The sequence below is a fragment of the Extensimonas vulgaris genome, from assembly GCF_003337425.1.
Taxonomy (GTDB): Bacteria; Pseudomonadota; Gammaproteobacteria; order Burkholderiales; family Burkholderiaceae_C; genus Extensimonas; species Extensimonas vulgaris.
In genome coordinates this window covers 55,347-80,874 of the sequence record NZ_QPJU01000009.1, presented here as the reverse complement: position 1 = coordinate 80,874, position 25,528 = coordinate 55,347, and the positions used below count along the sequence as shown (strand labels likewise).

23 protein-coding genes are annotated in these 25,528 nt (G+C 65.8%); 11 read left to right on the top strand and 12 right to left on the bottom strand.

The window, feature by feature from the left end:
• Positions 1 to 46 precede the first annotated feature (46 nt).
• The 8 genes from DFR45_RS12085 to DFR45_RS12050 all read right to left on the bottom strand — a co-directional run bounded on the left by DFR45_RS12085 (position 47) and on the right by DFR45_RS12050 (position 6,284).
• Positions 47 to 289, bottom strand: a complete 243-nt coding sequence (locus DFR45_RS12085) for a hypothetical protein (RefSeq protein ID WP_114483995.1) — start codon at positions 287 to 289, stop codon at positions 47 to 49.
• Complete coding sequence (locus DFR45_RS12080; RefSeq protein ID WP_114483994.1) at positions 286 to 687, bottom strand: hypothetical protein; 402 nt, start codon at positions 685 to 687, stop codon at positions 286 to 288. The genes DFR45_RS12085 and DFR45_RS12080 overlap by 4 nt, the downstream gene beginning before the upstream one ends.
• Entirely contained in the window at positions 684 to 935 is a 252-nt protein-coding gene (locus tag DFR45_RS12075; RefSeq protein ID WP_114483993.1) for a hypothetical protein, read from the bottom strand. Before DFR45_RS12075 ends, DFR45_RS12080 begins: the two co-directional genes overlap by 4 nt.
• A gap of 107 nt (positions 936 to 1,042) precedes the next feature.
• Positions 1,043 to 1,780 carry a hypothetical protein gene (locus DFR45_RS12070; RefSeq protein ID WP_114483992.1) on the bottom strand — a complete coding sequence of 246 codons (738 nt, stop codon included), beginning with the start codon at positions 1,778 to 1,780 and terminating at the stop codon, positions 1,043 to 1,045.
• Between the two features lie 103 nt (positions 1,781 to 1,883).
• Positions 1,884 to 2,195, bottom strand: a complete 312-nt coding sequence (locus DFR45_RS12065) for a HigA family addiction module antitoxin (RefSeq protein ID WP_114483991.1) — start codon at positions 2,193 to 2,195, stop codon at positions 1,884 to 1,886.
• A gap of 16 nt (positions 2,196 to 2,211) precedes the next feature.
• Complete coding sequence (locus tag DFR45_RS12060; RefSeq protein ID WP_114483990.1) at positions 2,212 to 2,490, bottom strand: type II toxin-antitoxin system RelE/ParE family toxin; 279 nt, start codon at positions 2,488 to 2,490, stop codon at positions 2,212 to 2,214.
• Positions 2,491 to 2,526: 36 nt separating this feature from the next.
• A complete protein-coding gene (locus tag DFR45_RS12055) occupies positions 2,527 to 3,840 on the bottom strand; it encodes a tyrosine-type recombinase/integrase (RefSeq protein WP_114483989.1) in 1,314 nt (437 codons plus the stop codon).
• A 320-nt stretch (positions 3,841 to 4,160) separates the two neighbouring features.
• Entirely contained in the window at positions 4,161 to 6,284 is a 2,124-nt protein-coding gene (locus DFR45_RS12050; protein ID WP_114483988.1) for an acetate--CoA ligase family protein, read from the bottom strand.
• A 170-nt stretch (positions 6,285 to 6,454) separates the two neighbouring features.
• Between DFR45_RS12050 and fabG the strand changes: the two genes are divergently transcribed.
• Positions 6,455 to 7,213, top strand: a complete 759-nt coding sequence (gene fabG / locus DFR45_RS12045; RefSeq protein ID WP_114483987.1) for a 3-oxoacyl-ACP reductase FabG — start codon at positions 6,455 to 6,457, stop codon at positions 7,211 to 7,213.
• 186 nt (positions 7,214 to 7,399) lie between these two features.
• Here the strand turns inward: fabG and thiD are convergent, their stop codons facing one another.
• On the bottom strand, positions 7,400 to 8,272 hold the full coding sequence (gene thiD, locus DFR45_RS12040) for a bifunctional hydroxymethylpyrimidine kinase/phosphomethylpyrimidine kinase (protein WP_114483986.1): 873 nt from the start codon (positions 8,270 to 8,272) through the stop codon (positions 7,400 to 7,402).
• Between the two features lie 194 nt (positions 8,273 to 8,466).
• Between thiD and DFR45_RS12035 the strand changes: the two genes are divergently transcribed.
• The 4 genes from DFR45_RS12035 to DFR45_RS12020 are packed head-to-tail and all read left to right on the top strand — an operon-like array spanning position 8,467 to position 11,578.
• Entirely contained in the window at positions 8,467 to 9,579 is a 1,113-nt protein-coding gene (locus DFR45_RS12035; RefSeq protein WP_114483985.1) for an FAD-dependent oxidoreductase, read from the top strand.
• 4 nt (positions 9,580 to 9,583) lie between these two features.
• Complete coding sequence (gene thiS / locus DFR45_RS12030; protein ID WP_114483984.1) at positions 9,584 to 9,781, top strand: sulfur carrier protein ThiS; 198 nt, start codon at positions 9,584 to 9,586, stop codon at positions 9,779 to 9,781.
• Positions 9,782 to 9,794: 13 nt separating this feature from the next.
• A complete protein-coding gene (locus DFR45_RS12025) occupies positions 9,795 to 10,655 on the top strand; it encodes a thiazole synthase (protein WP_114484031.1) in 861 nt (286 codons plus the stop codon).
• Positions 10,652 to 11,578 carry a thiamine phosphate synthase gene (locus DFR45_RS12020; RefSeq protein ID WP_114483983.1) on the top strand — a complete coding sequence of 309 codons (927 nt, stop codon included), beginning with the start codon at positions 10,652 to 10,654 and terminating at the stop codon, positions 11,576 to 11,578. Before DFR45_RS12025 ends, DFR45_RS12020 begins: the two co-directional genes overlap by 4 nt.
• A gap of 94 nt (positions 11,579 to 11,672) precedes the next feature.
• On the opposite strand, the gene DFR45_RS14390 is transcribed toward DFR45_RS12020, so the two are convergent.
• On the bottom strand, positions 11,673 to 13,787 hold the full coding sequence (locus DFR45_RS14390; RefSeq protein ID WP_144686957.1) for a type IV pilus assembly protein FimV: 2,115 nt from the start codon (positions 13,785 to 13,787) through the stop codon (positions 11,673 to 11,675).
• Here DFR45_RS14390 and DFR45_RS12010 point away from each other — a divergent pair.
• From DFR45_RS12010 to DFR45_RS11995, 4 genes are all read left to right on the top strand, one after another.
• Entirely contained in the window at positions 13,786 to 14,565 is a 780-nt protein-coding gene (locus DFR45_RS12010; protein WP_114483981.1) for an oxepin-CoA hydrolase, alternative type, read from the top strand. The genes DFR45_RS14390 and DFR45_RS12010 overlap by 2 nt on opposite strands.
• A 72-nt stretch (positions 14,566 to 14,637) precedes the next feature.
• Positions 14,638 to 15,357, top strand: coding sequence for a Crp/Fnr family transcriptional regulator (locus DFR45_RS12005; protein ID WP_114483980.1), 720 nt, complete (start codon positions 14,638 to 14,640; stop codon positions 15,355 to 15,357).
• Positions 15,358 to 15,385: 28 nt separating this feature from the next.
• On the top strand, positions 15,386 to 16,471 hold the full coding sequence (locus DFR45_RS12000; RefSeq protein WP_114484030.1) for a phosphotransferase: 1,086 nt from the start codon (positions 15,386 to 15,388) through the stop codon (positions 16,469 to 16,471).
• A gap of 36 nt (positions 16,472 to 16,507) precedes the next feature.
• Positions 16,508 to 17,782, top strand: a complete 1,275-nt coding sequence (locus tag DFR45_RS11995; protein WP_114483979.1) for an acyl-CoA dehydrogenase family protein — start codon at positions 16,508 to 16,510, stop codon at positions 17,780 to 17,782.
• A gap of 33 nt (positions 17,783 to 17,815) precedes the next feature.
• Here DFR45_RS11995 and DFR45_RS11990 read toward each other — a convergent pair whose 3' ends face one another.
• Positions 17,816 to 18,841 carry an LD-carboxypeptidase gene (locus DFR45_RS11990; protein WP_114483978.1) on the bottom strand — a complete coding sequence of 342 codons (1,026 nt, stop codon included), beginning with the start codon at positions 18,839 to 18,841 and terminating at the stop codon, positions 17,816 to 17,818.
• A 35-nt stretch (positions 18,842 to 18,876) separates the two neighbouring features.
• Positions 18,877 to 20,181 carry a tRNA adenosine(34) deaminase TadA gene (gene tadA, locus DFR45_RS11985; RefSeq protein WP_114483977.1) on the bottom strand — a complete coding sequence of 435 codons (1,305 nt, stop codon included), beginning with the start codon at positions 20,179 to 20,181 and terminating at the stop codon, positions 18,877 to 18,879.
• A gap of 139 nt (positions 20,182 to 20,320) precedes the next feature.
• On the opposite strand from tadA, the gene DFR45_RS11980 reads away from it, so the two are divergent.
• Both DFR45_RS11980 and DFR45_RS11975 read left to right on the top strand, forming a co-directional pair.
• The gene (locus tag DFR45_RS11980; RefSeq protein WP_114483976.1) at positions 20,321 to 22,330 is read left to right on the top strand and encodes a peptidase U32 family protein; all 2,010 of its coding nucleotides are present in this window, start codon (positions 20,321 to 20,323) and stop codon (positions 22,328 to 22,330) included.
• A 22-nt stretch (positions 22,331 to 22,352) separates the two neighbouring features.
• Entirely contained in the window at positions 22,353 to 25,313 is a 2,961-nt protein-coding gene (locus DFR45_RS11975; RefSeq protein ID WP_114483975.1) for a cation-translocating P-type ATPase, read from the top strand.
• Positions 25,314 to 25,528: the final 215 nt, after the last annotated feature.

Below are 25,528 nucleotides of genomic sequence, written 5' to 3'. Positions count from 1 at the left end.
AGGCCAGCCGCTGCGATGGCCGATTGGAATTGGTCGATCACTGTCATCACAGCCGCCCTCCAATCTGCGCCAGAAACAGTGCCGCGTCGTGCAAGCTGGGCAGGTAGCGCGCCAGCCCCCAGCGTTCAGCCCAGTAGGCGGTGGTGCCGTCCGGGGCTGCAACGCGGTGCAGGCTGTGCCCCTGCTGTGCGAAAGCGCTGCGCAGGGTGTTGAATTGCGCGCCAGCGTCGGTAAACTGCGCGGTGTTCGGGGCGCTCGATTCTGCTTTGGTGGGGTCGGGCGTTTTCATTTGCAGCCCTCCACCCTGGGCAGGTTCGCCACACCGACTTGCAGCACGTTCAAGATTGCTACGGAAAAGCCACCGGCAGCGCGGTCGAAGTGCCCCATTTTGTTCAGGGCCTGCAACTTGTCGTGAATTTGGCGCAGTGCATCGGCCTGGGAGCGGCCACGCATTGCGACCAGCTCCTGAACCAGTGCGAGCCCCAAGGCAGCACCTTCATGTTCGGCGGTGTTTGCCACGTCTGCATCGGCCTGGGCCAGCAGCTTTGCAGCCACATCGCGCAGCCCCTCGGGGCCAATTGGGATTGAAACGGCGGTACCCTCACTGGTGCAGGCCGTCAGCAGGTTGTCGACCACAGCGATTTCGTGCCCGTCCGGGTTGGCGTAGATGGTGGTGGGGCTGGTCATGCTGACACCCCAAGAACGCGGCGCAGTTCAGATACGGGCCACGCAAGGCGGCCATTGATACGGATGCAGGAAACGGGGCCGGTTCCCGAATTCATCGCCCATGTGCGCAAGGTCTGCGGGCGGCGGTTTAGGTAATAAGCAGCCTGTTCGGTCGGCACCGTGGGGCGGTTGACCAATTCCAACGGCGGAAACTTCTGTGGCTCGGTTGCAGCGCGGCGGGTGTCTGCGCTGTGCAGGGTTGCTTGCATTGGTTACCGTCTTTCTGCCCATTGGGGCGTTGATTAATGACGGTTACCTATTTTTCGCATAAATCGGCAGGTAAGCGCTTGCCGTTTGCTTGCCGTTTGCTTGCCGTTTACTTGCCGAAAAGTCGCTCGCGGTGCGCGTTTAGGTCTTGCTGCAATGCCTGCCGGGTAATGCGCAGCTCTTTGGCAACCTTGCCAATGCCACGCGGCAGGTGTGCATAGGTGTCTGTTGGCATTGCCAGCTCAGCATCAATGCACATTTGCCAACGTTTGGCCTGTCGCTGTTCCTGAGTTAATGCGGTCACAACCGGCTCCACGGGCGCAGGCGCTGCGGCCTGGTGTTGGGCGGGCGCAAAGCCCTCCATGACCAGCGTTTCCCAGTCGTTGCGCGGGCCGTGCTGCGGGTCGAAGTTGAGATTGTGACGGTCTTGCTCATAGCCTTCGTCATCAAACTGTGCTCTCATGCTCTCGGGGCCGTATTCGAGCAGAAAAGCAGCCTCGAACTCGTCGCGCCACACGAACACTCCAGCGGGCAGTAGCCCCAAGGATTCGCTTCGCCACTGTTGATAGCCGTCCTCGTGGCTGGTCTGCGTTGCGGTGATGCGCTCACTACAAGCCTCTAGTTCTCGAACTATCCAGTTCGCCCACTCACGAGCAGCGATTGGCTGCGGCGCGCCTTTCTCGTCCAACCGGTAGGCTTGCAGCCCCTCCAGGTGTGGCGTGGTGCCCTCCTCGCCAGCAAATGCGTTTGCGCACACGTCCGGGCTAAGAACCTCCCAGTCTGTCAGCAGCGGTATCGCCCGCACTGGAATGGCCTGCCTGCCGTTGATTTCCACGATGACGTTCAAAGCATCCTCCCGAATGCGCTCCCGTATCAGGTGCCACCAGCAGGCCAGCGGGAGGTCTGGCTTTTTAGCAGGATTGCAGCCCTGCCTAGCTGGGGCGAAACGGTTATGCCATCGAGGGCGCAGGTTGAACGTGCATGGGCGCATCCTTGAATCGCTGCGCTGCCTGCCACATGTCATAGGCGCTTTGCTCGGCCAGCCACACGCGGGCATCCCCGCCACGCTCTACGCCTAGCCACGCCTCGATGCGCAGGGCCATTTCAGGGGACACAGCAGCGCGGCCATTGAGCACACGCGACAAGGTGACGCGGGACACGTCCAATTGCCGGGCGGCCTCGGTCACGGACAGCCCCAGCGCGGGCAATACATCGTCGCGCAGCGTCAGGCCAGGATGCGGGGGGTTGAACATGCGTGCCATCGTCGTTGCTCCTGTCTCAGTGGTAATCCTGATAGTCCACCAACACGGCGTCCAGTCCCTCGAAGGTGAACGTCATGCGCCAATTGCCATTCACGGATACCGACCAATACCCGTTCAAATTGCCTTGCAGGGAATGCAGCCCCCAGCCGGGCAGGTTCATATCCTGGGGCTGCTGGGCTTGGTCGAGTCGGGCCAGTTGCCGCGCCAGCTTGGGGGCATGGGCGGCCTGAATACCGGCCTTGGTGCCTAGCTCGAAAAAGGCTTGCAGCCCCTTGTGACGGAATGACTTAATCACGGCTGGATTGTATCGCGCAACGCTACGACATACAAATCACTGAACGGCACGCAGCTTTCCAGGTTCGGCCTGAGCGTCAAACTGCACTGCGGCAAGGCTCAGAATGTGCCCCTCTATCTGCTCCAGAAACGGGCGCAGGGCGTCGATACTGCGCGGCCTGTAGCCCTCGGCGGTTGCGCTGGGCTTGTGCCCCATCACTTGCGCAATGGCCCCGGCAGGTGCCCCGGCCGCCTCCCCCAGCAGCGAAAACGAACGACGCAGCCCGTGGAATGTCAGGTGTTCAATGCCAGCGTGTCGCAGGGCCTGGGCATGGCTTGCGCGGGCGTCAGTGATGCGCCCTGCCTTGCCTGTGCTGGCAAACACGAACGGCCCAACCCTGGGCAAAGTTGCCAGTAGCTGCGCCATGTAGGGCGTCAGGGGGATGGTGCGGGTACTGTCCACCTTGTCGGCAATGGTCAGCTTGCGCCACTGAAAATCCACGTTCGCCCATGCCAAGGCGGCCAGTTCTTCGCGGCGCGCACCAGTCAGCAGCAGTGCGCGCAGGTAAGCGCTTGCGGTGCGGTTGTTAAGCTGCTCCACACCAGCCCACCAGCCCGGCACCTGGGCGGCCTCTAGTGCGTCGGTGCGGCGGGTGGTGCTGGGCAGGCTCTCCACGATGGCGGCGGCCTTGCCCGCTTCGCGGTCGGTCAGGCTTCGATACTCAGGACGGGCAGCGCACCAGCGCAAAAAGCCCCGAAACATCATCAGGGCGCGGGCGGCTTGGTGCTTTCCGGCCACGGCTTCGCGGTCATACCAGCTTTTCAGCGTGTCCTCATTGATGGCAGCAAGGGGCAACGCCAGCAGCGGATACAGCGGCCCCGGCCTTGTCACGCCATGCCCTCGTTTCTTTGGCTCGCCACCTGGGGCGGCCATTGCTTCAAGGTCGGCACGGTAACGGGGCTTCCAGGCGTCTTTGCGCTTGGGTCTGCCGTTCGCCAGATACAGCGGCCAGACTTCGCCCACGGTCAGGGCCTGGGCAGTTGCTGCGGCCTTTGCTTCGGCTTTTTCTGCCTGTTGCTGGCGCTCTATCTCTCGGGGGTCTTGTCCACTGTCCACCAGAACCTTCAGGCGCTGCGCCTCACCCCTTGCCTTTTCAATCGGCCAATCAGCGGCGGTGCCAATGTTCACGCGCAAGGTTGCCCCGTTCAAGCGCGATTCAAACACGTAGGTTTTGCGGCCTGTAGGCGTCACCCGCAGCGCCAAAGCGGGAGCTTCGGTGTCCCATAGAAAAGCCTGGGACTTACTAGGCGGGCATGTGAAGTCAGCCACACGGCCAGCGGTCAAACGAACCCGGCTTTTTTGTTCACTCATGGCACCCCCTGAAAATCTGTAGGCAATCTGTAGGCAATCTGTAGGCAAATTCAGTAGAAAATGCCGAATTTCAATCAACACCAAAGCTGTTTATGCATCCAGTAATAACAATCTAACTTGTTGATTTACATTGATTCTATCAGCATAAATCAACGCAAGCGAATAACACAATCCCATCATTCGTAATGAGAAGGTCGGGGGTTCGATTCCTCTCTCCGGCACCAGCTAAAAGAATAGCAAACAGGCCGCATGTTTTCTTGGACATGCGGCTTTTTTATTGCCCTGCTTGCGCGTGAGCCCGTGTCACGCACTATGTGGCACTACGCAGCACTGCGTGGCACGATCAAAGCGTCTAGCGCGAGCACCCCTTGCCCGCGCGGCAGCACGAGCAAGGGGTTGATGTCTATGCTTTCGATCGCATCGGCGTGCTGCGCGGCATAGACGGACAGCGCCGCGATGGCCGAGGCCAGCGCCTCCATGTCGGCCGGCGGCTGACCACGCACGCCGGCCAGCAGCACCTTGCCGCGCACTTCCTCGATCATCGCGCGCGCCTCGGCCACGCCGAAAGGCGCGACGCGGAAGGCCACATCCTGGAACGCTTCGACGAACACGCCGCCCACGCCGAACATCAGCACCGCGCCAAAAACCGGGTCATGCGCCACGCCGAGAATCGTCTCCACGCCCGGGGGCGCCATCTGTGCGACCACGACGCCGTCGATGCGGGCCGCGGGTGCATATGTGTGCGCACGCTCGCGCAGCGTGCGAAACGCCGCGCGCACTTGCGCTGCATTGCGTACACCGACGATCACGCCACCGATTTCGCTCTTGTGCGCGATGTCGGGCGAGGCGATTTTCAGCACCACGGGGTAGCCGATGTCCGCCGCCGCGCGCACGGCATCGTCTTCGCTCATGGCCACGCGCTCCTGCACCACGGGGATGCCCGCGCTCGCGAGCACCGTCTTGGCCTCGACCTCGTTCACGACCTGCACGGGTGGCGGTAGCGCCCCGGCGGGCAAAGGCGGCGGCATGTCGGCCAGGGCGCGTTTTTGCAACTGCTGCCCGTAGTGCACCAGCGCCCCGGCGGCACGCACGGCGCGCGTGGGCTCGTCGAACAGCATCACGCCCGCCTGCTCGAACATCTGCCGCACCTCGGTCGAGGCGAGCATGCTTGCGATCACCGTGCGGTCTGGAAAGCGCTGCAGCACGGTCTGTAGCTGCTCGAGAATCCCGCGCCCCAGCTCCGTGACCAGGCCCACGCTCGAGAGAAAGGCCACGATAACGTCGTACCGCCCCTCTTGCAGCATGACCTCAAAGTTGCGCTCGAACAGCGTCAGATCGTTGACCAGTTGCGCCGTCATATCGACGGGGTTGCGCGGCCCGCAAAACGGCAGCAGGGCCTTGAGGCGGCGCTGCGCATCCTCGGGCATGGGCGGCATGTCCAGACCCACGTCGGCGGCCACGTCGGCCATCAAGGCCCCGACCCCGCCCGAGACCGTGAGCACACCGAGCCGCCGGCCCTGCGGCAGCGGCGCCGGCGACGCCGCCGCGTAGGCGGTATCGAAAAACTCGTCGATGCTGCGCGCACGCAGCACGCCGAACTGGCGAAACACCCCTTCATAGACCTGGTCTGAGCCCGCAAGCGACGCGGTGTGCGATGCCGTGGCATGCGCGCCCGCCTCCGAGCGCCCCACCTTCATGATGACGACGCGCTTGCCGCGCTCGCGCGCCAGCGCCAGGGCGTGGAACAGCCGCTCCTTGTCCGCCGCCGCCTCGAGGTAGCCGGCGATCACCTGCGTTTCTGCGTCGAGCGCAAAGTGCTCGATGCAGTCGGCAACATCGACATCACACTGGTTGCCGGTGGTGATCCACAGGTTCAGCCCCAACCCGCGCTGGCGGATCAGCGAAAGGCAATAGCCGCCGAAGGCACCGCTTTGGCTGACCACGCTGATGCGCCCCGGCACGAGGCCAAAGCCCGCAGCACTCGGCGTAAAAGTGCCCAGCAGGCGCCGCCGCACGTTGATCAGGCCCATGCAGTTCGGCCCCACCACGCGCATGCCGGTGCGCCGCGCGAGCGCGCTCATCTCCTCCTGCCAGGCCACGCCCGGCCCGCCGACCTCGGCAAAACCCGCGCTGAGCACGACCGCCCCGCGCACGCCATGCGCAGCGCAGTCTTCGAGCGCGGCGAGCACCGCTGGCGCCGGCACCGCGACGATGGCCAAGTCCACCGCATCGGGCACTGCGGCCATCGTGGGGTAGGCGGGCAGACCCTGGATCTGCGACGCCTTGGGATTGATCGGATACAGTGGGCCGTCAAAGCCGCTTTTTTTCAGAAAGTCGAGCGGGCGACCGCCGATCTTGCTCGGGTCGGACGAAGCACCGTAGATGGCAATCGCGCGCGGATCGAACAAGGGGGCGAGGGACGGTCTGGCGGCTGGGGGTGGCATCGTGCTGTCTCCTTGGTTTTGTTGGTATGCGATGGTTTATACACCGCGCATCCATTTTTTGCCCCCATGCAAGCGAAAGGAGACCGCAGCCATCCAGTACCCATGAATGGATTTCATCCAATGCAATGCAGATTCCATCAACAACCATCACATTCACAAGGAGCAAATAGATGTTCAGTGGAAAAGCACTCGAAAACAAGGTCGCCATGGTCACGGGCGCAGCGCAAGGAATAGGCGCCGCCATTGCGCGCGCTTATGCCGCGCAAGGTGCCAAAGTGGCCGTCGTGGACTGGAATGGCGAAAAGGCGCAGGAAGTCGCCGAGGAAATCCGCAAGCAGGGCCAACGTGCGATCGGCGTGGCCTGCGACGTTTCAGACCGCGCCTCTGTCGATGCGGCCGTGGCCGAAATCGCAGGCAAACTCGGCCCCGTGGACATTCTCGTCAACAACGCCGGCATCACGCGCACTGCAATGCTGCACAAAATGACCCGGCACCAATGGGATCAGGTCATCAACGTGCACCTTGGCGGCAGCTTCAACTGTCTGCAGGCCGTGGTCGGCGGCATGATGGAGCGCCAGCGCGGCTGGATCATCAACACCGTGTCCTCTGCCGGCATTCTGGGCACCATAGGCCAGATCAATTACGGCTCTGCCAAAGCGGGGCTCATAGGATTCACCAAGTCTGCCGCGCGCGAATTGGCGCGTTACAACATCGTCGTCAATGCCGTCGCACCCGGCGCCGCGACACCCATGACGGAAACCATCCGCACGGACGAGCGCTTCAAAGACCGTTACCTCGAACGCATCCCGCTCGGCCGCTGGGCCGACCCCGAAGAAATTGCGCCGGTGTTCGTTTTTCTGGCGTCACCCGGTGCGAGTTACGTCACGGGGCAAATCGTGGGCGCGGATGGCGGTATGTCCATCCACTGAAATAAATATCTCTGAATTCGTGAAAATAAAAACCATAAAACGAATTCAGATTTTTCAATAGGAGACATTGCATGATAGACCTCAACGCGCGTTTGGACGATCTCGATATCTACGCCGGGTCGAACGAGATCCAGCGCAACATCCTGGCCAAGGCCATCCTCGAGCTGCCCGGTTGAGCGGCGCGGTTCATCGCTCCTGGGGCACAACGCGCTGCACCAACGGCGCGTAGCCATGGTTCAGCGGGCCGTGGCCGTGGCCGGTGCGCACCTCGGCCCCGGCAGCAATCGCACCGCGCACGTAGGCGCGCGCCTGCTCCACCGCTTGCGGCAGCGCAAGACCGCAGGCCAGATAGGCGGCCAGCGCGGACGAGAGCGTGCAGCCGGTGCCGTGCACGTTCTGGCTTGCAATGCGCGGCGACTCGAAAGACTGGCGCAGACCATCCTGCGTGGCGAGCCAATCGATCACGAACTCGCCCGCCAAGTGCCCCCCCTTGAGCAACACGGCAGGCGCACCCAAGGCCAGCAGATCCGCCGCGGCGCCTTCGAGTGCGCCCGCGCTCGCGAGCGGACGCCCGAGCAACCAAGCAGCCTCGTCGAGGTTCGGGGTGATCACCTCGGCCAGCGGAAAGAGCTCCGCCACGAGCACGGCCACGGTGTCCTCGGCCATCAGGCGGTCGCCGCTCGTGGCCACCATGACAGGGTCGAGTACCACATGCGGCATGCGATGCCGGCGCAGCGCGTCGGCCACCACGCGCACGACTTCGGGCGCGTGCAGCATGCCGATCTTCACGGCATCGACGCCTATGTCTTCCACCACGGCATCGATCTGCGCGCGCAGCATCTCGGGCGGCACGCCGTGGATCGCACGCACGCCTTGCGTGTTCTGGGCCGTGAGCGCGGTGATGGCCGTCATGCCATAGCAACCCAAGGCGCTGAAGGTCTTGAGGTCGGCCTGGATGCCCGCGCCGCCGCCGCTGTCGGAGCCGGCAATGGAGAGCACGCGCACGTAGCTGCAAGAAGCATGGCGGGCAGAAGGAGTTGAAGAAACTGACGACGGCATGATGGAAATTATGGTGGATGCGCCAAGTCAAGCGGCGCAGGGTTTGGCTGTGCTGTAATTCTTTTCTCCTGGACGAAACGGAAGTGTCACGCGCTTTGGGATTGGCGTGGCCGAGATGGGCCCCAGCTGGCGTGCGGGTTTCGCGTTCCACAGCGTGCGGCCTTGCCCCGTTTCGTCCTGTGCGAGACGAAGCCATGCCATCCTCTTCTTCCATCGTCATTCTGGGCGCGGGCCTCATGGGCCGTTTGCTCGCGGTCGAGCTGGCCCGCGCAGGCCACACGGTCGAGGTGTTCGACCGCGGCGGCCCGCAGGCCGAACATGCGGCCGCCACCGTGGCCGCGGCCATGCTCGCGCCGCTGGCCGAATCGGCCGTGACCGAGCCCAACGTGGTGCGCATGGGCCAGTACGCGCTCGCCCGCTGGCCCGCTTTGCTCGGCGCGCTCGAGCAGCCGGTGTTTTTTCAGCAAAACGGCACCCTCGTGGTCTGGCACCGGCAGGATGCGGCCGAGGCGCAGCGCCTGCGCCGCGTCTTCGAGCGCACGCACACCGCGCTGCCTGGATTGCCGGCACCCGAGGCGCTCGACGCGGCGCGGCTCGCGGCAGCGGAGCCGGCGCTCGCCGATCGGTTCACCCAGGGTCTTTATCTGCCCGGCGAGGGCCAACTCGACAACCGCCAACTGCTCGCGGCCCTCGCGCAGGAAATGCAGCGTCTGCAGGTGCGCGTCCATTGGCACACGCCGCGCGAAGTGGGCGACTTTGCCCCCGGCACGCCTGGCCAGCCCGATTGGCTGATCGACTGCCGCGGGCTGGGCGCGCGCGCGCAATGGCCGACGCTGCGCGGCGTGCGCGGCGAAGTGCTGCGCGTGCATGCGCCCGAAGTCACGCTGCAGCGGCCGACGCGGCTCGTGCATCCGCGCTATCCGATCTACATCGCGCCCAAGCAAGAGCATTTGTTCGTGATCGGCGCCACGGAGATCGAATCCGAAGACCTTTCGCCCGTGAGCGTGCGCTCGGCCCTGGAGCTGCTCAGCACCGCCTACACCGTGCACAGCGGCTTTGCCGAGGCGCGCATCCTCGAAATCGCCACGCAGTGCCGCCCCACCCTGCCGGACAACCTCCCCGCGATCCGCTGCAGCGCCCCGGGTCTGCTCGAAGTCAACGGCCTGTACCGCCACGGCTACATGATCGCGCCGGCCGTGCTCGACGCCGCGCTCGAATGGCTGCACACGGGGGCATCGCCGCTCGCCGAGCGCCTGGGCCTGCACATCGTGCACACTGCAGCGCATGCCCATGCTGCCCCCATGTGACACCATGAACGTCCTCATCAACCGCATTCCACACACCTTGCCCGAAGGGGCCACTGTGGCCGACGCCGTTGCGGCCATTGCCGCGCGCGCTCCTTTTGCCGTAGCGGTCAACACCCGTTTCGTGCCTCAGTCGCGCTATACCGAGCAGCGCTTGCAGCCGGGCGACGAGGTCGAGATCATTGCGCCCGTGACGGGCGGCTGAAATGCTGCAAACCATGACCCCAGCCGAAGTGCCATCCACCCCCAGCTCCATCCCGGCACCCGCCGCCGATGTCGCCGCCGACACCCCCGCCGATGCCCTCGTACTGTATGGCGAATCGTTCTCCAGCCGTCTCCTGCTGGGCACGGCGCGCTATCCTTCTCCTAGCGTCCTGGAGGCCGCAGTGCGGCGCGCGCGCCCGGCCATGCTCACGGCCTCCTTGCGGCGCCAGGGCAGCCAGGCGGCCGAGGCCGGGCGCGGCTTTTGGGAGTTGCTGCGCGCGCTGCAGGTGCCCGTGCTGCCCAACACGGCCGGCTGCCACAGCGTGCAGGAGGCCATCACCACGGCGCAGATGGCGCGCGAGGTGTTCGACACGCCCTGGATCAAGCTCGAACTCATTGGCGACGACTACACCTTGCAGCCCGACACGTTGCACCTGGTCGATGCCGCCGCGCAGCTGATCCGCGACGGCTTCAAGGTGTTGCCCTATTGCACCGAAGACCTGGTGCTGTGCCAGCGCCTCGTCGATGTGGGCTGCGCGGCCGTGATGCCCTGGGCCGCGCCCATAGGCACCGGCCGCGGCCCCGTGAATCCTTATGCGCTGCAATTGCTGCGCGAGCGCCTCTCGGTGCCCTTGCTCGTCGATGCGGGCCTTGGCCGCCCGTCGCACGCCTGCCAGGTCATGGAGTGGGGCTACGACGGCGTGCTGCTCAACACCGCCGTGGCGCTGGCGCAAGACCCGGTCGCGATGGCCGGGGCGTTTGCCGACGCGGTGCGGGCCGGGCGCAACGCTTACCTGGCCGGCACCATGGCCGAGCAAGCATCTGCGCAACCCAGCACCCCGGTGCTCGGCACCCCTTTTTGGCACCAGACATGAGCACCACCCCAGACGACATCGACCGCATGGCGCGAGACATCGTGCGCCACCACGCCACGACCTTTGCCGGCTTCGCCCCCCAGCCAACGCCTGCTTCCGACACGCAGGAGCCGGTCTATCAGGCCGCCTTGCAGGCCTGCAGCACACTCGGCTTCATCGCTGCCGACGCGCTTTGCCTTGCTCGCGCCTGGCAGGCGCGCACGCAGCGCACCGGCCAGTTCAGCGCCGCCGACTGGCCCGACGACCCGCGCGACTTCGGCCTGCGCCTGCGCAACGGGCCTCACGTCTTTGCCGCCTGCCCCATGCAGCTGGGCCTGTACGCCGTGCTGCCCGACGCCACCTGGGTGCAGCGCATGGCGCACGCAGGCGTGCCCACGGTGCAATTGCGCTTCAAGTCCAATGACCCGGCGGCGATCGCGCGCGAAGTCGCTGCTGCCGTGCAGGCCGTGCGCGGCACGCCGGCGCGCCTTTTCATCAACGACCATTGGCGCGCCGCGATCGAGGCCGGGGCCTACGGCGTGCACCTGGGGCAGGAAGACCTGGACGCGCTGCAACCCGCAGACCTGCAAACGCTGCGCGCCAGCGGCATACGCCTGGGCGTGAGCACCCACGGCTACGCCGAGATGCTGCGCGCCGACGCGCTCGGGCCGAGCTACGTCGCGCTCGGCGCGGTGTTTCCGACCACGCTCAAGGCCATGGCCACCGCGCCGCAAGGGCTGGGGCGCCTCGCAGCCTATGCCCGTCTGATGAAAGCTTACCCGCTCGTGGCCATTGGTGGCATAGGTGCCGAACAGTTCGCACCCGTGCGCGCGACCGGCGTAGGCTCAGTCGCCGTAGTGCGCGCGCTGCTCAACGCCGCCGACCCTCGTGCAGAAGCGCAAAAACTCATGGCGCTCATGGCCGACGGCCCATCTGCCCGCTAGTGCAGTGTTTGATGCTTGATGCGACCAATAAAACCGATGGATTTTTGGTCTGGGCAAGGCGCAAACCACAGCGATACCGGGCGATATTGCGAACCTAGGGTACTGCACCGCGATTGGCCTGCGATGGCGGCTGCGTGGATTCCTGCGGGTCGGACAAGTCCAGATCCAGCGGGGTCTGTACGCTTTCGGAGGCTGGGCGCGCTGCGATGTCGGCAAAGTCGAAATCGAGATCCCATGACGGCGCATCAGTGCCCTTCGATCCCTGACCCGGCTCCGGCAGGCGTACCGTTTTTTTGTCGGCCTGGGCCACCCCACGCGCGCTGGCGGGCGTCGTTTGCACGATCGCCAGGAGCAACAGCAGGTCATCGAAAGCGGCCAAATCAAAGGGTTCTGCTTCGCCCACACCCTCTCGTCTGAATAGATACTGCTCCAACAAATCGTCTACTGCGGGAGTAGCCCACACAGCCTGGATGGCCTCCAGGGCCTGGGGGTAATGTTCGAGGTCTTTGCCAGCCGGGCCAAATTCTTTGAATGACGGGACTCGCGCGTTGAAATGACGCTGGAACTGGACACGCAGTTGCTCAAAATCGTCAGCGCGGCCGAGCACATGGTACAGCCGCAAAAGCTCTAGATAAGCCAAAGGAGAAGTCTGCTCGTGCGCAGCGATGTGCTTTTTCAATGTGTCGATGGCGCGCTCGTGCTCCCCGACAGAACGAAAAAATTCAGCCTGTTGCTGCACATCGAACAATTCCTCAGGGTGGACGATTTGGCTCGCCATGTGCTCCTGCGCAAACCCAGGAGAAAAATCCATGGGAACCGTCAAGGGCCCCATTCGAGATTCTGTCTCGCCCTTGGGGGATATTTCCAGAGGCTGGGTCGAAAGCGGCTCCAAACCGCGCTCCAGCGCAGGTGCCGCGCCTTGCGCGTCCTGACCATACTGCTGCGACGGTGACGCGACACTGGGTTCCTGCGGTTGATCCGATGTGCCGCCTTGGGGGCCTAGCGCCACGGAGTCGCGCCATGCTTGCACTGCACGCTCTGCCTCGCGCCGCGTGCGCAGCCAAATCCAGAGCAACGCCAAAGATGCCAGCCCCAACAACCCCAGCAGCGCATAAACCCAAACCGCAGTGAAACGTTCTTTTTCAATGGCGTCGATGCGCTGCTTGAGGTCTCTCAAACTCGTTTCCTGCGCGCGTGCATGTGCCCGCAGTGAGACCAGCTCGGCTTCGAGAGCGCGCACGCGCTCTTCCTCTCGCTGCACGTCCTGCGCAGCGGTGTTCAACGCTTTCCAAGCAGCGGCCGCCTGCGCGCGCTGGGGTGCGGACGCGGGAGCAACGGCCATCTCCGAAGAGGGTCGTAATGGCAAAGGTGCTTGCTCCCCCCAAGAGTCCAACGGCTCCATGACCAAGCGGGACGGAGCCGAAACGGATGCCGCCCCCTTGATTCGGGGAGGAGCGGCGAGAAGACCTGCTGCGGGCTTGGGCGGGGGATTCGTGTTCGAGCTCGTCTGAACCGACACCAGAGCATCCTTGGTCTTTGCACTGGGTTTGGGTTTCACCCTGGCTGCAGGATTTCTGGCCTTACCTTTACCGCCGACATGCGACACATTGCTGCGATGATCCCCCTCGCTGGCTTGAACGCTCGGCCCTGCGCGGCGGTTGCCGGCTTGGGTTTCTGTGCGCCCTTGCGCTGCGGCAATCACTCCCACATCGACAGGAGATGAATTGGTTACGCCCTGCGGCAGGTCGGCAAAAAAAGTATAGGTTCTTGATACCCTACCCGAACACCCCGCAGAGAGTTTGACCTGCACGATGGGCTCGTCCACCGCCTTTGACACCTGCACGCGTACCGCCCCCGCACGCCCCGTAGAGACTGGCAAAGGAAGTACCCGAATATAGGAATCGCTGACGGGTGATTCGCCAAAAATCACATCAGCGCTGATGCAGGACGAGCCCACATCGGCACCTGGATCGGGCTCCACCTCGAAAACCAGATCGATCGGAGCTCCCAACAGCACGCCGCCCTTGCTCGGCCCCAAGGAAAGGGCCGAGGCACTGCCGGCCAGCAATACCCCTCCCACTCCCAAAATGATGTAACGCATATTTACGATGGTTTCATTTTCATTGCGTCGATTCTGGCACACAAAGGCTTTGGCACAGGCTCGCGATAATGAGGCAGTAAAAAACCATACCTTCAGGAGACCCGCCATGCCCGCAGAGCTTTGCAGCCACAGCCAGGGACAGACTCTGGTTCTGACCATACACAATCCCGAATCGCGCAACGCGATCGAGCCGGCCATCTACGCCGCAGGCATAGAAGCCCTGAACGTCGCCGAACGCAGCCCCGAAGTGCGCAGCGTGGTCGTCACGGGCTCTGACGGCATGTTCTGCGCGGGCGGGAATTTGCACCGATTGCTCGCCAACCGCCAGGCCGCGCCCGAAGTGCAGGCGCAGGGCATAGAAGGGCTGCACCAGTGGATCAGCACCATACGCGCCTACCCCAAGCCCATCATCGCGGCGGTCGAAGGTGCTGCCGCGGGCGCGGGGTTTTCGCTCGCGCTGGCGTGCGACCTGATCGTCGCCGCGCGCAATGCGGTGTTCGTGATGGCCTACAGCAACGTCGCCCTGTCGCCCGACGGCGGCGCGAGCTGGAGCCTTGCGCACGCCTTGCCGCGCCAGCTCGCGAGCGAACTGCTGCTGTGCGGCGAGCGCATCACGCCCGAACGCCTGCATGCGCTGGGCATCGTGAACCGCCTGAGCGAGCCGGGCAGCGCGCTCGCGGATGCCCTGGCGCTGGCGGAATCGCTCAATGCCCGCGCGCCCAACGTGCTCGCAAGCTGCAAGGAACTGCTCACCGAAGCGCCGCTGCACTCGCTGGCCGCGCAGCTCGACCTCGAACGCACACACTTCCTGAAAAACCTGCACCACCCGAATGCGGGGACAGGCATCGCCGCCTTTTTGCAAAAGCGCAAACCACTGTATGAATAAAGGCCGGTCAGCGCGCACGCCGGTCGCCCGCGCGACAGCCGCGCCCGCCGCAAGTCACCCACAAGACAGACCATGGACGAGCCAATTCTTACCATTGAAGAACGTGAGGCGATCAATTCCGGTCGCTGGTTTTCCTCGCTTTCCCCCTCGCTGCGCCACGACATACTCCGATGCGCCTACGTCAAACGCTTCCAGGATGGCGGCTTGATTGCCGCGCGCGGCGATCCGCCTCAAGAGTGGATCGCCTGTGCGCGCGGCGCCGTGCGCGTGAGCTCGACCTCGCTTTCGGGCAAGCAGATCACGCTGACGTATGTGGAGCCGGGCATCTGGTTTGGCGACGTGGCGATCTTCGACGGCGACCAGCGCACGCACGACGCCTACGCGCACGGCGACACCACCATCCTGTGCGTGGCCAAGGCCGATTTCAAAAAAATTTTGGCCGCGCACGTGGAGTTCTACGAAGCCATGCTGCGCCTGCACGCGCGCCGCATCCGCCAGCTCTACGGTCTGGTGGAAGACCTCAACACCTTGCCGCTGCGTGCGCGCCTGGCCAAGCAGCTGTTGCACCTGGTGCGCAGCTACGGCATCCCCAGCCTTGCGGACGGCAGCGAGATGCGCATCGGCCTGCAACTCGCACAGGAAGAACTTGCGCAGCTGCTCGGCGCCTCGCGCCAGCGCGTGAACCAGGAGCTCAAGGGCATGGAGCGCGAGCACATCATCCGCATCGAGCCGGGCGGCCTGGTGGTGCGCGACCGCGCGGCGCTGATGCAGATCGCCGAATCGATCCAATGAAACCACCATCCCCACCATGGAGACAGATTTGAGCCAATACGACCAATTCGTCGGCACGCGCCCCGTCGCGCCCCAGCACACTTTCGACGTGGCTGCGCTCAGCGCCTGGCTGAGCGCGCACCTCGAAGGCTTTCGTGGCCCCTTGCAGGTCGAAATGTTCAAAGGCGGGCAGTCGAACCCGACCTACAAGCTCGTGACGCCCACGCAAAGCTACGTGATGCGCGCCAAACCCGGGCCCGTGGCCAAGCTGCTGCCCTCGGCGCACGCGATCGAGCGCGAGTTCGCCGTGATGCGCGGCCTCTACGGCACCGACGTGCCCGTGCCGCGCATGTACGTGCTGTGCGAGGACGAGTCCGTGATCGGCCGCGCTTTTTACGTGATGGAATACATGCAGGGCCGCGTGCTGTGGGATCAGTCGCTGCCGGGCATGACGCCCGCCGAGCGCGGCGCCATCTACGACGAGATGAACCGCGTGATCGCAGCCCTGCACACCGTACCGTACGCCGAGCGCGGCCTGGCGAACTTCGGCAAACCCGGCAATTATTTTGAGCGCCAGATCAGCCGCTGGAGCAAGCAGTACCAGGCATCGATCACCACGCCCATCCCCGAGATGGATCGCCTCATGGAGTGGCTGCCCGCGCACATGCCCGCGAGCGCACGCGACGACAGCCATGTCTGCATCGTGCACGGCGACTACCGGCTCGACAACCTCATGTTCCACCCTAACGAAGCGCGCGTGATCGCGGTGCTCGACTGGGAGCTTTCCACGCTCGGCCATCCGCTGGCCGACTTCAGCTACCACTGCATGTCTTGGAACATCCCGGCCAACCTGTTTCGTGGCATCGGCGGGCTGGACCTCGCAAGCCTGGGCATACCGAGCGAAGACGAATACATCCGCCGCTACTGCGAGCGCACACGCATCACCACGCCCGAGGCGCTGCGCGCCGACTGGAACTTCTACATGGCCTACAACATGTTCCGCATCGCCGCGATCCTGCAGGGTATCGCCAAGCGCGCCGAAAGCGGCACCGCGTCGAGCGACCAGGCCAAGGCCTCGGGCGCGGGCGCACGCCCCATGGCCGAGCTCGCCTGGTCTTTCGCGCAGCGTGGCTGACGCCTCGGTTGTCACTTTTTTCACTGGAGACCCACCATGGACTTTGAATACTCCCCCAAGACCAAGGAATTGCGCGCCAAGCTGCTGCAGTTCATGGACGACTACATCTACCCCGCCGAAAAGGATTTCGCCGACGAACTCGCGGCCAACACCGCGGCAGGCAAGCGCTGGACGCCGCTGCAAACCATAGAAAAGCTCAAAACCAAGGCGCAGGCCGCCGGTTTGTGGAACCTGTTTTTGCCCGTCGATACCGCCGAAGTCTCGGGCTACCACGGCGCGGGGCTCACCAATTCCGAATACGCACCGCTGGCCGAAATCATGGGGCGCGTGCCCTGGGCGAGTGAAGTCTTCAACTGCTCGGCGCCCGACACCGGCAACATGGAAACCATTGCGCGCTACGGCGACGCGGCTGCGAAAGAGCACTGGCTCAAGCCGCTGCTCGAAGGCAAGATCCGCTCGGCCTTCGCGATGACCGAGCCCGCCGTGGCTTCGAGCGACGCGACGAACATCGAAACGCGCATCGAGCGCCAGGGCGACGAATACGTGATCAACGGGCGCAAGTGGTGGATTTCGGGCGCCTCCGACCCGCGCTGCGCGGTGTTCATCACCATGGGCAAGACCAACCCCGACGCCCCCAAGCACTCGCAACAAAGCATGATCCTCGTGCCCGCCGACGCGCCCGGGCTCAAAATTTTGCGCCCGCTCAACGTGTTCGGCTATGACGACGCGCCGCACGGCCACGTCGAGATGGTGTTCGACAACGTGCGCGTGCCGGCGTCCAACATTCTGCTCGGCGAGGGTCGCGGCTTCGAGATCGCGCAGGGGCGCCTGGGGCCGGGGCGCATCCACCACTGCATGCGCCTGATCGGCCTGGCCGAGCGCGCGCTCGAGCTGATGTGCAAGCGCACCAGTTCGCGCATGGCTTTCGGCAAGCTGGTGTCGCAGCAAACCGTGACGCAAGAGCGCATCGCCGAGGCGCGCTGCAAGATCGACATGGCGCGGCTGCTCACGCTCAAGACCGCGTGGCTCATGGACGTGGCCGGCAACAAGGTGGCCAAGACCGAAATCGCGATGATCAAGGTCGTGGCGCCCAACATGGCCTGCCAGGTGATCGACTGGGCGATCCAGGCGCATGGCGCCGGCGGGTTGTGCGACGACTTCCCGCTCGCCTATGCGTACTCCACGGCGCGCACGCTGCGCTTTGCCGACGGCCCCGACGAGGTGCACCGCAACGCGATCGCCAAGTGGGAGCTGGGCAAGTACGCGCCCGCCCTGCGCGACACGCCGCCGCCCGTCACACGCGGCTGCTGATAGCACGCTGCGAAGCGCGGGGGCCGTCGTCGCTCAGATATGCCCCCAATACAGCAGGGCATCGCGCCCTTCGACGGACAGCGTGACCTTGGCGCCCACGGGCAGCAGCACTTTGGTCGGCACATGGCCAAAGGGCAGGCCCGTGAGCACGGGCACGTCGATGCGGCTGCGCAGCCAGTCGACCACTGACTGCAGTTTGTAGCCCTTGTCGTGCGGCACGAGTTTGAAGCCCGTGAACTGGCCCAGCAACACGGCCTTTTGCCGCGCCAGCACGCCGGCGTACAAGAGCTGCGTGAGCAGGCGCTCGATACGGTACGGGTGCTCGTTCACGTCTTCGAGGAACAGGATGCCGCCCTGCACCTGCGGGAAATACGGTGTGCCCACGAGCGACGCAAGCACGGCCAGATTGCCGCCCCACAGCGTCGCGTCTTCCACCAGCCATTGCGCATCCTGCGCCCCCGCGCTAGCACTGGCAGATGCCGCACCGCGCTCGCGCGGCAGGCGCCAGCCCGCGCCCTCGCCCTGGCCTTGCAGCAGGTCGTCGAAGCAGGCGAGCATGATCTCGTCGGGCTCGTCGGCCACGCCAAAGTCCGCCGTGAGCGCCGGGCCGGCCCAGCTCACGGCGCCGGTCTGCGCCAGCAGCGCGCTTTGCAAGGCCGTGAAGTCGCTCATGCCGACGAAGCGCGTACCGCGCGCCACGGCCTGCGCCACTTCGGCGTAGCGTATGCCCGGCAGGAGGCGCGTGAGGCCATAGCCGCCGCGGGCGATCAAGGCCACATCGGCACCGCTGGCTGCGGCGCGGTGCAATGCGGCCAGGCGCGTGGCGTCGTCACCGGCAAAGCGCGTGTCGCGCGCGAGCGCGTCGGGATCGACCTCGACCGCGTGGCCGAGCGCGCGCAGGCGCGCGACGCCGCGCCGGAACGCCGCCTTGTCGCTCACCGCGCTCGAAGGCGCATAGATGTAGATGTGGCGCGCGCCGGGGGCATGTGCGGCGTGGTCATGCGGCGCATGCCCAGAGCCATGGGCGGCGTTGGAATGGGGGGGATGCTCGGGAGACAAAACGCTCGGCCCCCGCGGGCCGCTCCTTGAAAAGATCAGGCGGCGAAGTATTCCACAGCCTGCGCAGCCAGGGCAGCGCCGGGCTCGAAGTCGTCCAGCCGTAGCACCAGCCGGCGCCGCACTGCAGGCGCGTGCGCAGCGGGAGCAGCAGGCTCTTGCCAGCTGCGCCAGGCGCGCAGCGCCGCGCAGTAGCCGCGATCGGGAAAAGGCGCGTCGTAAGCAGCCCATTCCTCACAAGCCGCCGCGCCAGCAGCTTTGGAGCCCGCGCCGGGTGCGACTTGCCCCCGTCCGCCCTTGGCATGGCGCGCCAACCAACGGCCCGGGGCCGAGGCGGGCAACTTGTTGCCCCAGGTTCCCTGCAAAACCAGCACGCCCTCGAAGCGCCCCGGCAGCGCCTCGAGCAATGGGGGCCCCAGCCAAGCCGCCGTGCCGTGCAGCACCAACACGGCCCGTGTGATGTCGAGCTGCTCGACCAGCTCCTGCAGTACCTGACGGTGCCATGGCAACGAATGCAGTTGCTCCTTCTTGGGCTTGTCGCTTTTGCCGAAACCGATCAGGTCGGGCGCGAGCACGCGGTCGCCCGTGGCCAGGAACGCCGGGATCATGTGGCGGTACAGGTAGCTCCAGCCGGGGCTGCCGTGCAGGCACAGCCAGGTGCGCGCAGCTGGGGGGCTGGCTTGCGGCCCGAGGTCGAGGTAGTGCAAGCGCAGACCGCCGAGCGCGGGCAGGTCGCTGACATAGCGCGGCTGCCACGGGTAAGCGGGCAGATCGGCAAAGCGCTCGGGTGGCGTGCGCAGCGCATCGTCACGCAAAGGATGGGCGGCCACAAACTGGGCGCGCTGCTGGCTGCGCCGCGCTGCGAAAAAACCGCGCAAAAGCGCTGCGCATTCCTGCGCAAGCACGCCGCCTTGCAGCTGCGTCTGGTGGTTCAGCGCGGACTGAGCAAACAGGTTCAGCACCGAGCCGGCGGCGCCGGTCTTGGGGTCGGCGGCGCCAAACACCACGCGGGCCAGGCGCGCGTGCAGCATGGCCCCGCTGCACATCGCGCAAGGCTCGAGCGTGACGTAGAGCGTGCAGCCCTCGAGCCGGTAGTTGCCCAGGCGCTGCGCCGCGGCGCGCAGGGCGACGATCTCGGCGTGCGCGCTCGGATCATGCGCGGCGATAGGCGCATTGCGCCCCGTGGCGATCAGCGCTCCATCCTTGACCACGACGGCACCCACCGGCACCTCGCCCGCCTGCGCCGCCGCATGCGCCTGCGCAAGCGCGAGACGCATCCAGTGCGCATCCTGCAAGGCGGTTTCATTTACTCCTATGTCAGGAGCTGTCAGCGCTTTATTCATAAGGGCTACAAGCCAATTTGATCATTATTTTTCGGGCCAGCCTTCGTCCAGCCCAGAACGGGTCTGCATCAACCTCTGCTGGCGCCACCCATAACCCAGCAGCGCGATCCGTCATAGAGCGCTCAGGATAATCCCGGCCATGTCTGTCCTGCCCCACCAACTCGAACTCCTCAGCCCCGCGCGCGACGCCGACATCGGCATTGCGGCCATCGAGCACGGCGCCGATGCCGTGTATATCGGCGGCCCGGCCTTCGGTGCGCGCGCCAACGCCGGCAACCCCATTGCCGACCTAGAGCGCCTGATCCGCCATGCGCACCGCTTCAATGCGCGCATTTTCATCACGCTCAACACCATTTTGCGCGACGACGAACTCGAAGCCGCGCGGCGCATGGTCTGGCAGGTCTATGAGGCCGGGGCCGACGCACTCATCGTCCAGGACATGGGCCTGCTCGAACTCGACCTGCCACCCATCCAGCTGCACGCGAGCACGCAAACCGACATCCGCACGCCCGAGAAAGCGCGCTTTTTGCAGGACGCGGGGCTGTCGCAGATCGTGCTCGCGCGCGAGCTCGACTTGCAGCAGATCGCCGCGATCCGCGCCGCCACCGACCCGCAGCGCTGCACGCTCGAATACTTCGTGCACGGCGCGCTGTGCGTGGCCTACAGCGGCCAGTGCTACATCAGCCACGCGCACACCGGGCGCAGCGCCAACCGCGGCGACTGCAGCCAGGCCTGCCGCCTGCCCTACCAGGTGCTGGACGCGCAAGGGCGCTTCATCGCACATGAAAAGCACGTGCTCTCGATCAAGGACAACAACCAGAGCGCCAACCTGCGCGCGCTCATCGACGCAGGCGTGCGCAGCTTCAAGATCGAGGGACGCTACAAAGACCTGGGCTACGTGAAAAACATCACCGCGCACTACCGTCAGCTGCTCGACGCCCTGATCGACGAAAGCGAATCTTCAGCCCAGCCGCTCGCGCGCGCTTCGAGCGGCCGCACGCGCTTTTTCTTCACGCCCGACCCGCTGCAAAACTTCCAGCGCGGCTTCACCGACTACTTCACGCACGGCCGCCAGCAGGACATAGGCGCCTTCGACACACCCAAGAACCCCGGCCAGCCCATAGGCTGGGTGACGAAGGTCGGAGCGAATTTCGTCGAACTCGAAACCGAAGACGCCGCCGCCGTGCTGCACAACGGCGACGGCCTGTGCTACTTCGACCTGCAGCAGGAGCTCGTGGGCCTGGCGATCAACCGCGCCGAGCGCATCGCAGAGCGTGGCACGAACGCCTGGCGCGTGTTCCCCAAAGACGCCGTCGCCGGCTGCAAAGACCTGCGCAAAGGCACGACGCTGCACCGCAACCGCGACATGGACTGGGTGCGCATGCTCGAGAAAAAATCGAGCGAACGCCGCATCGCCGTCTGGCTGCGCCTGCAGGAAGCGGAAGACATGGCCGGGCTGCGCCTGCAGCTCACCGATGAAGACGGAAATACGGCCTCAGCGCAGGTGCAGCTTGCGCATGCAGCTCCCAAAGACGAAGCAAGCGCGGCACAACACCTGCGCCAGACGCTGGGGCAACTGGGCGACACCATCTTCAGCGCGCTCGACGTGGCGCTCGACCTGCCGCGCCCCTGGTTCGTGCCCGCGAGCCTGGCCAAGCAGCTGCGCCGTGACGCCATCGCCGCGCTCGAAGCCGCGCGCAGCGCCGCCTGGCAGCGCCTGCCGCGCGCGCAGGCCGTGCAGCCGCCCGCGCCCTACCCCGAAGACACGCTGAGCTACCTGGCCAACGTGTTCAACCACAAGGCGCGCGACTTTTACGCCAAACATGGCGTCAAAGTCATCGCCGCCGCCTACGAGAGCCATGAGGAGACGGGCGAAGTCAGCCTCATGATCACCAAGCACTGCGTGCGCTATTCGATGAGCCTGTGCCCCAAGCAGGCCAAGGGCGTCACGGGCGTGCAGGGCACCATCCGCGCCGAGCCGCTGACGCTCGTCAACGGCAGCGAAAGGCTCACGCTGCGCTTCGACTGCAAGCCCTGCGAAATGCACGTGGTGGGCAAAATCAAGCGCCCGGTGCTGCAGCAGGCGCGCGCCCAGCAGCACGAGGCGCCGCTGCGCTTTTACACGGCACGCCCAGAGCAAGCCCGCTGAAAGCGCAGGAAAAAAGACCGCCATGGCACAAGACGACCCCGCATCCGTTGCGCCCGCCACGGTCTTTTCTGCCACACAAGCGCTGCCCGACACGCAAACCGCCGCACGCTGGGCCGCAAGCGCTCACCTGCACGACGTGGCGGCGCTCGCGCGCGCCTTGGACGTCGATCTGCGCACGGGCCTGAGCCCGCAGGAAGCCGCGCGCCGCGCCGCGCAATACGGCCCCAACAGCCTGGCCAAAGCACGCCGCCGCAGTGCGCTCGCCCTGCTCGCCGAGCAGTTCCAGGACTTCATGGTGCTGGTGCTGCTCGCGGCGGCGGTGGTGTCGGGCTTCGTGGGCGAGTTCACCGACACGCTGGTCATCCTGGTCATCGTGGTGCTCAACGCGCTCATCGGCTTCGTGCAGGCCTGGCGCGCCGACCAGGCCATAGCCGCATTGCGCAAACTCGCCGCGGCGCAGGCGAGCGTGCTGCGCGGCGGCCTGGTGCAGACGCTGCCCGCGCATGCGCTGGTGCCGGGCGACGTCGTGCTGCTCGAAGCCGGCAACCAGATCCCGGCGGACTTGCGCCTCTTCGAGGTCGTGCAGTTTCAAGTCGATGAGTCGGCGCTCACGGGCGAATCCGTCTCCGTGGCCAAGCAAACCGCCCCCCTGCCGCCGCAAGAGGGCAGCGCTCTGGGCGAGCGCAGCAACATGGCTTTCAAAGGCACGGCGGCGACGGCGGGCCGCGCACGCGGCCTCGTCGTGGCCACGGGCATGCACACCGAGCTCGGCAAGATCGCGCAGCTGCTCGACACCGAAGACCGCAGCACGCCGCTGCAGCGCCGCCTGGCGGCTTTTGGGCGCCGGCTGGCGCTGGTGGTGCTCGGCATCTGCCTGGTGATCTTCGTCGCCGGCGTGCTGCGCGGCGAAGACCCGCTGCGCATGGCGCTCACCGCCATCAGCCTGGCCGTGGCCGCGATCCCCGAGGCGCTGCCCGCCGTGGTCACGGTGCTGCTGGCGCTGGGTGCGCGGCGCATGGTGGCCGCCCATGCGCTCGTGCGCCGGCTGCCCGCGGTGGAGACGCTGGGCTCGGTCACCGTGATCTGCTCCGACAAAACCGGCACGCTCACGCAAAACCGCATGCATGTCGAGCTGCTGCTGGCGGCAGGCGAGCGCTGGGCGCCCGGCGAGCCCGCCAGCCCCGTGCACACCGAGGCGCTGCGCGCCGCCGCGCTGTGCAACGACGCCGTGCGGCAAAAAAGCGCCGAAAACGGCGACACGAAAAACACCGCAGACCACGCAGACGAGGTCTGGCTGGGCGACCCGACCGAAACCGCGCTGGTGCTCGCAGCGCTGTCCGCAGGACTCGACAAAGTGGCGCTCGACGCCGCCCTGCCGCGCGTGCAGGAGCAGCCCTTCGACTCCAGCCGCCAGCGCATGACCACCTTCCATCGCCTGCCCGCAGGTGACGGTGGCGCCGGCTACGTGGCCTACACCAAGGGCGCGCCCGAATCCGTGCTGCCGTGCTGCCGCAGCCAATGGACGCCCACGGGCGACGCGCCACTCGACACCTCGGCCGTGCTCGCGGCCGCGAACGCGCTGGCCGCGCAAGGCTTGCGCGTGCTCGCCCTCGCGCGGCGCGAACACGCGCGCCTGCCCGACACCAACGACCTGGCAGCCTGTCGGACTTTGGGCGTCGATAGCGAGAAGGCGCCCCGGCGAGGCCAGTTTTTGCCGGATTCGCCGCCCCATAGCGGGACTATGGGGCAAGAAGACGGTAAAAAATGGGCCGCTGCGGCGCATTCGCAGCCGACGATTCCAAAGTCCGACAGGCTGCTAGCAGCGGTGGAAAACGCGCTGCAGTTTCTCGGCCTCGTGGCCCTGATCGACCCGCCGCGCCCCGAGGCCGCCGCCGCCGTGCGCGATTGCCAGAGCGCCGGCATCGTGCCCGTGATGATCACGGGCGACCACCCGGCCACGGCGCGCGCCATCGCCCTGCGCCTGGGCATCGTCGCCAGCGCCGACGCGCCCGTGCTCACGGGCAAGGAGCTTGCCGAGCTCGACGCCGCCGCGCTGCGCGCGCGTATCGAGCAGGTGCGCGTCTATGCGCGCGTCGATCCGGCGCAAAAAATCCGCATCGTCGAAGCCCTGCAGGCGCTGGGCCACTTCGTCGCGATGACGGGTGACGGCGTCAACGACGCGCCTGCACTCAAGCGCGCCGACATCGGCGTGGCCATGGGCCGCGGCGGCACTGACGTGGCGCGCGAAGCCGCGAGCCTGGTACTGCTCGACGACAACTTTGCCACCATCGTCGCGGCCGTGCGCGAAGGCCGGCGCATCTACGACAACATCCGCAAGTTCGTGCGCTACGCCATGTCGGGCAATTCAGCCGAGATCTGGACCATTTTGCTCGCGCCCATGGTGCTGCTGCCCATCCCGCTGCAGCCCATCCACATCCTTTGGATCAACCTCGTGACCGACGGCCTGCCCGGCCTGGCGCTGGCCGCCGAGCCGGCCGAGCCGGACGTCATGCGCCGCCCACCCCGCCCGCCGCGCGAGAGCCTGTTTGCGCGCGGGCTGTGGCAGGACGTGCTGGGCATGGGCCTGCTGATCGCCGGACTGTGCCTCGCGGTGCAGGCCTGGGCCTTGCACACCGGCCGAGCGCACGCCCAAACCATGGTGTTCACGGTGCTCACGCTCTCGCAAATGACCTACCTGCTGGCCATCCGTTGCGAAAGCGCTCCGCTGTGGCGCGTGGGCCTGGCCAGCAACCGCCCGCTGCTGGGCGCCGTGCTGCTGACCTTCCTGCTGCAACTGGGCACCATCTACGTGCCCTGGCTGCAACCCATTTTCAAAACCGAGCCACTGAGCGCCTTCGAGCTGGGCATCTGTCTCGCCGCCTCCTTGCTCGTCTATCTTGCCGCCGAGGCCAGCAAAGCCTGGTGGCGCGCACGCCAACGCCGAGGTGCGCTCCCTGCCAGCAGTGCGGTGGACGACACGTGAACCCAGATTGTTCATTCGGACGCGGGATGATCGTTCCTCGTCATTGCGAGGGCCGAAGGCCCGCGGCAATCCATGGGCCTTGGCAAAAGCGCCTGCGCACGCTGCGAAGGACAGGACTGGATTGCCGCGCCCCTGCGGGGCTCGCAATGACGGGTAGCTTTGCTGCGGCCAAAATGACCGGCAGCCGTCCGCCAGCGCCCACGTAGGCGCGCAGC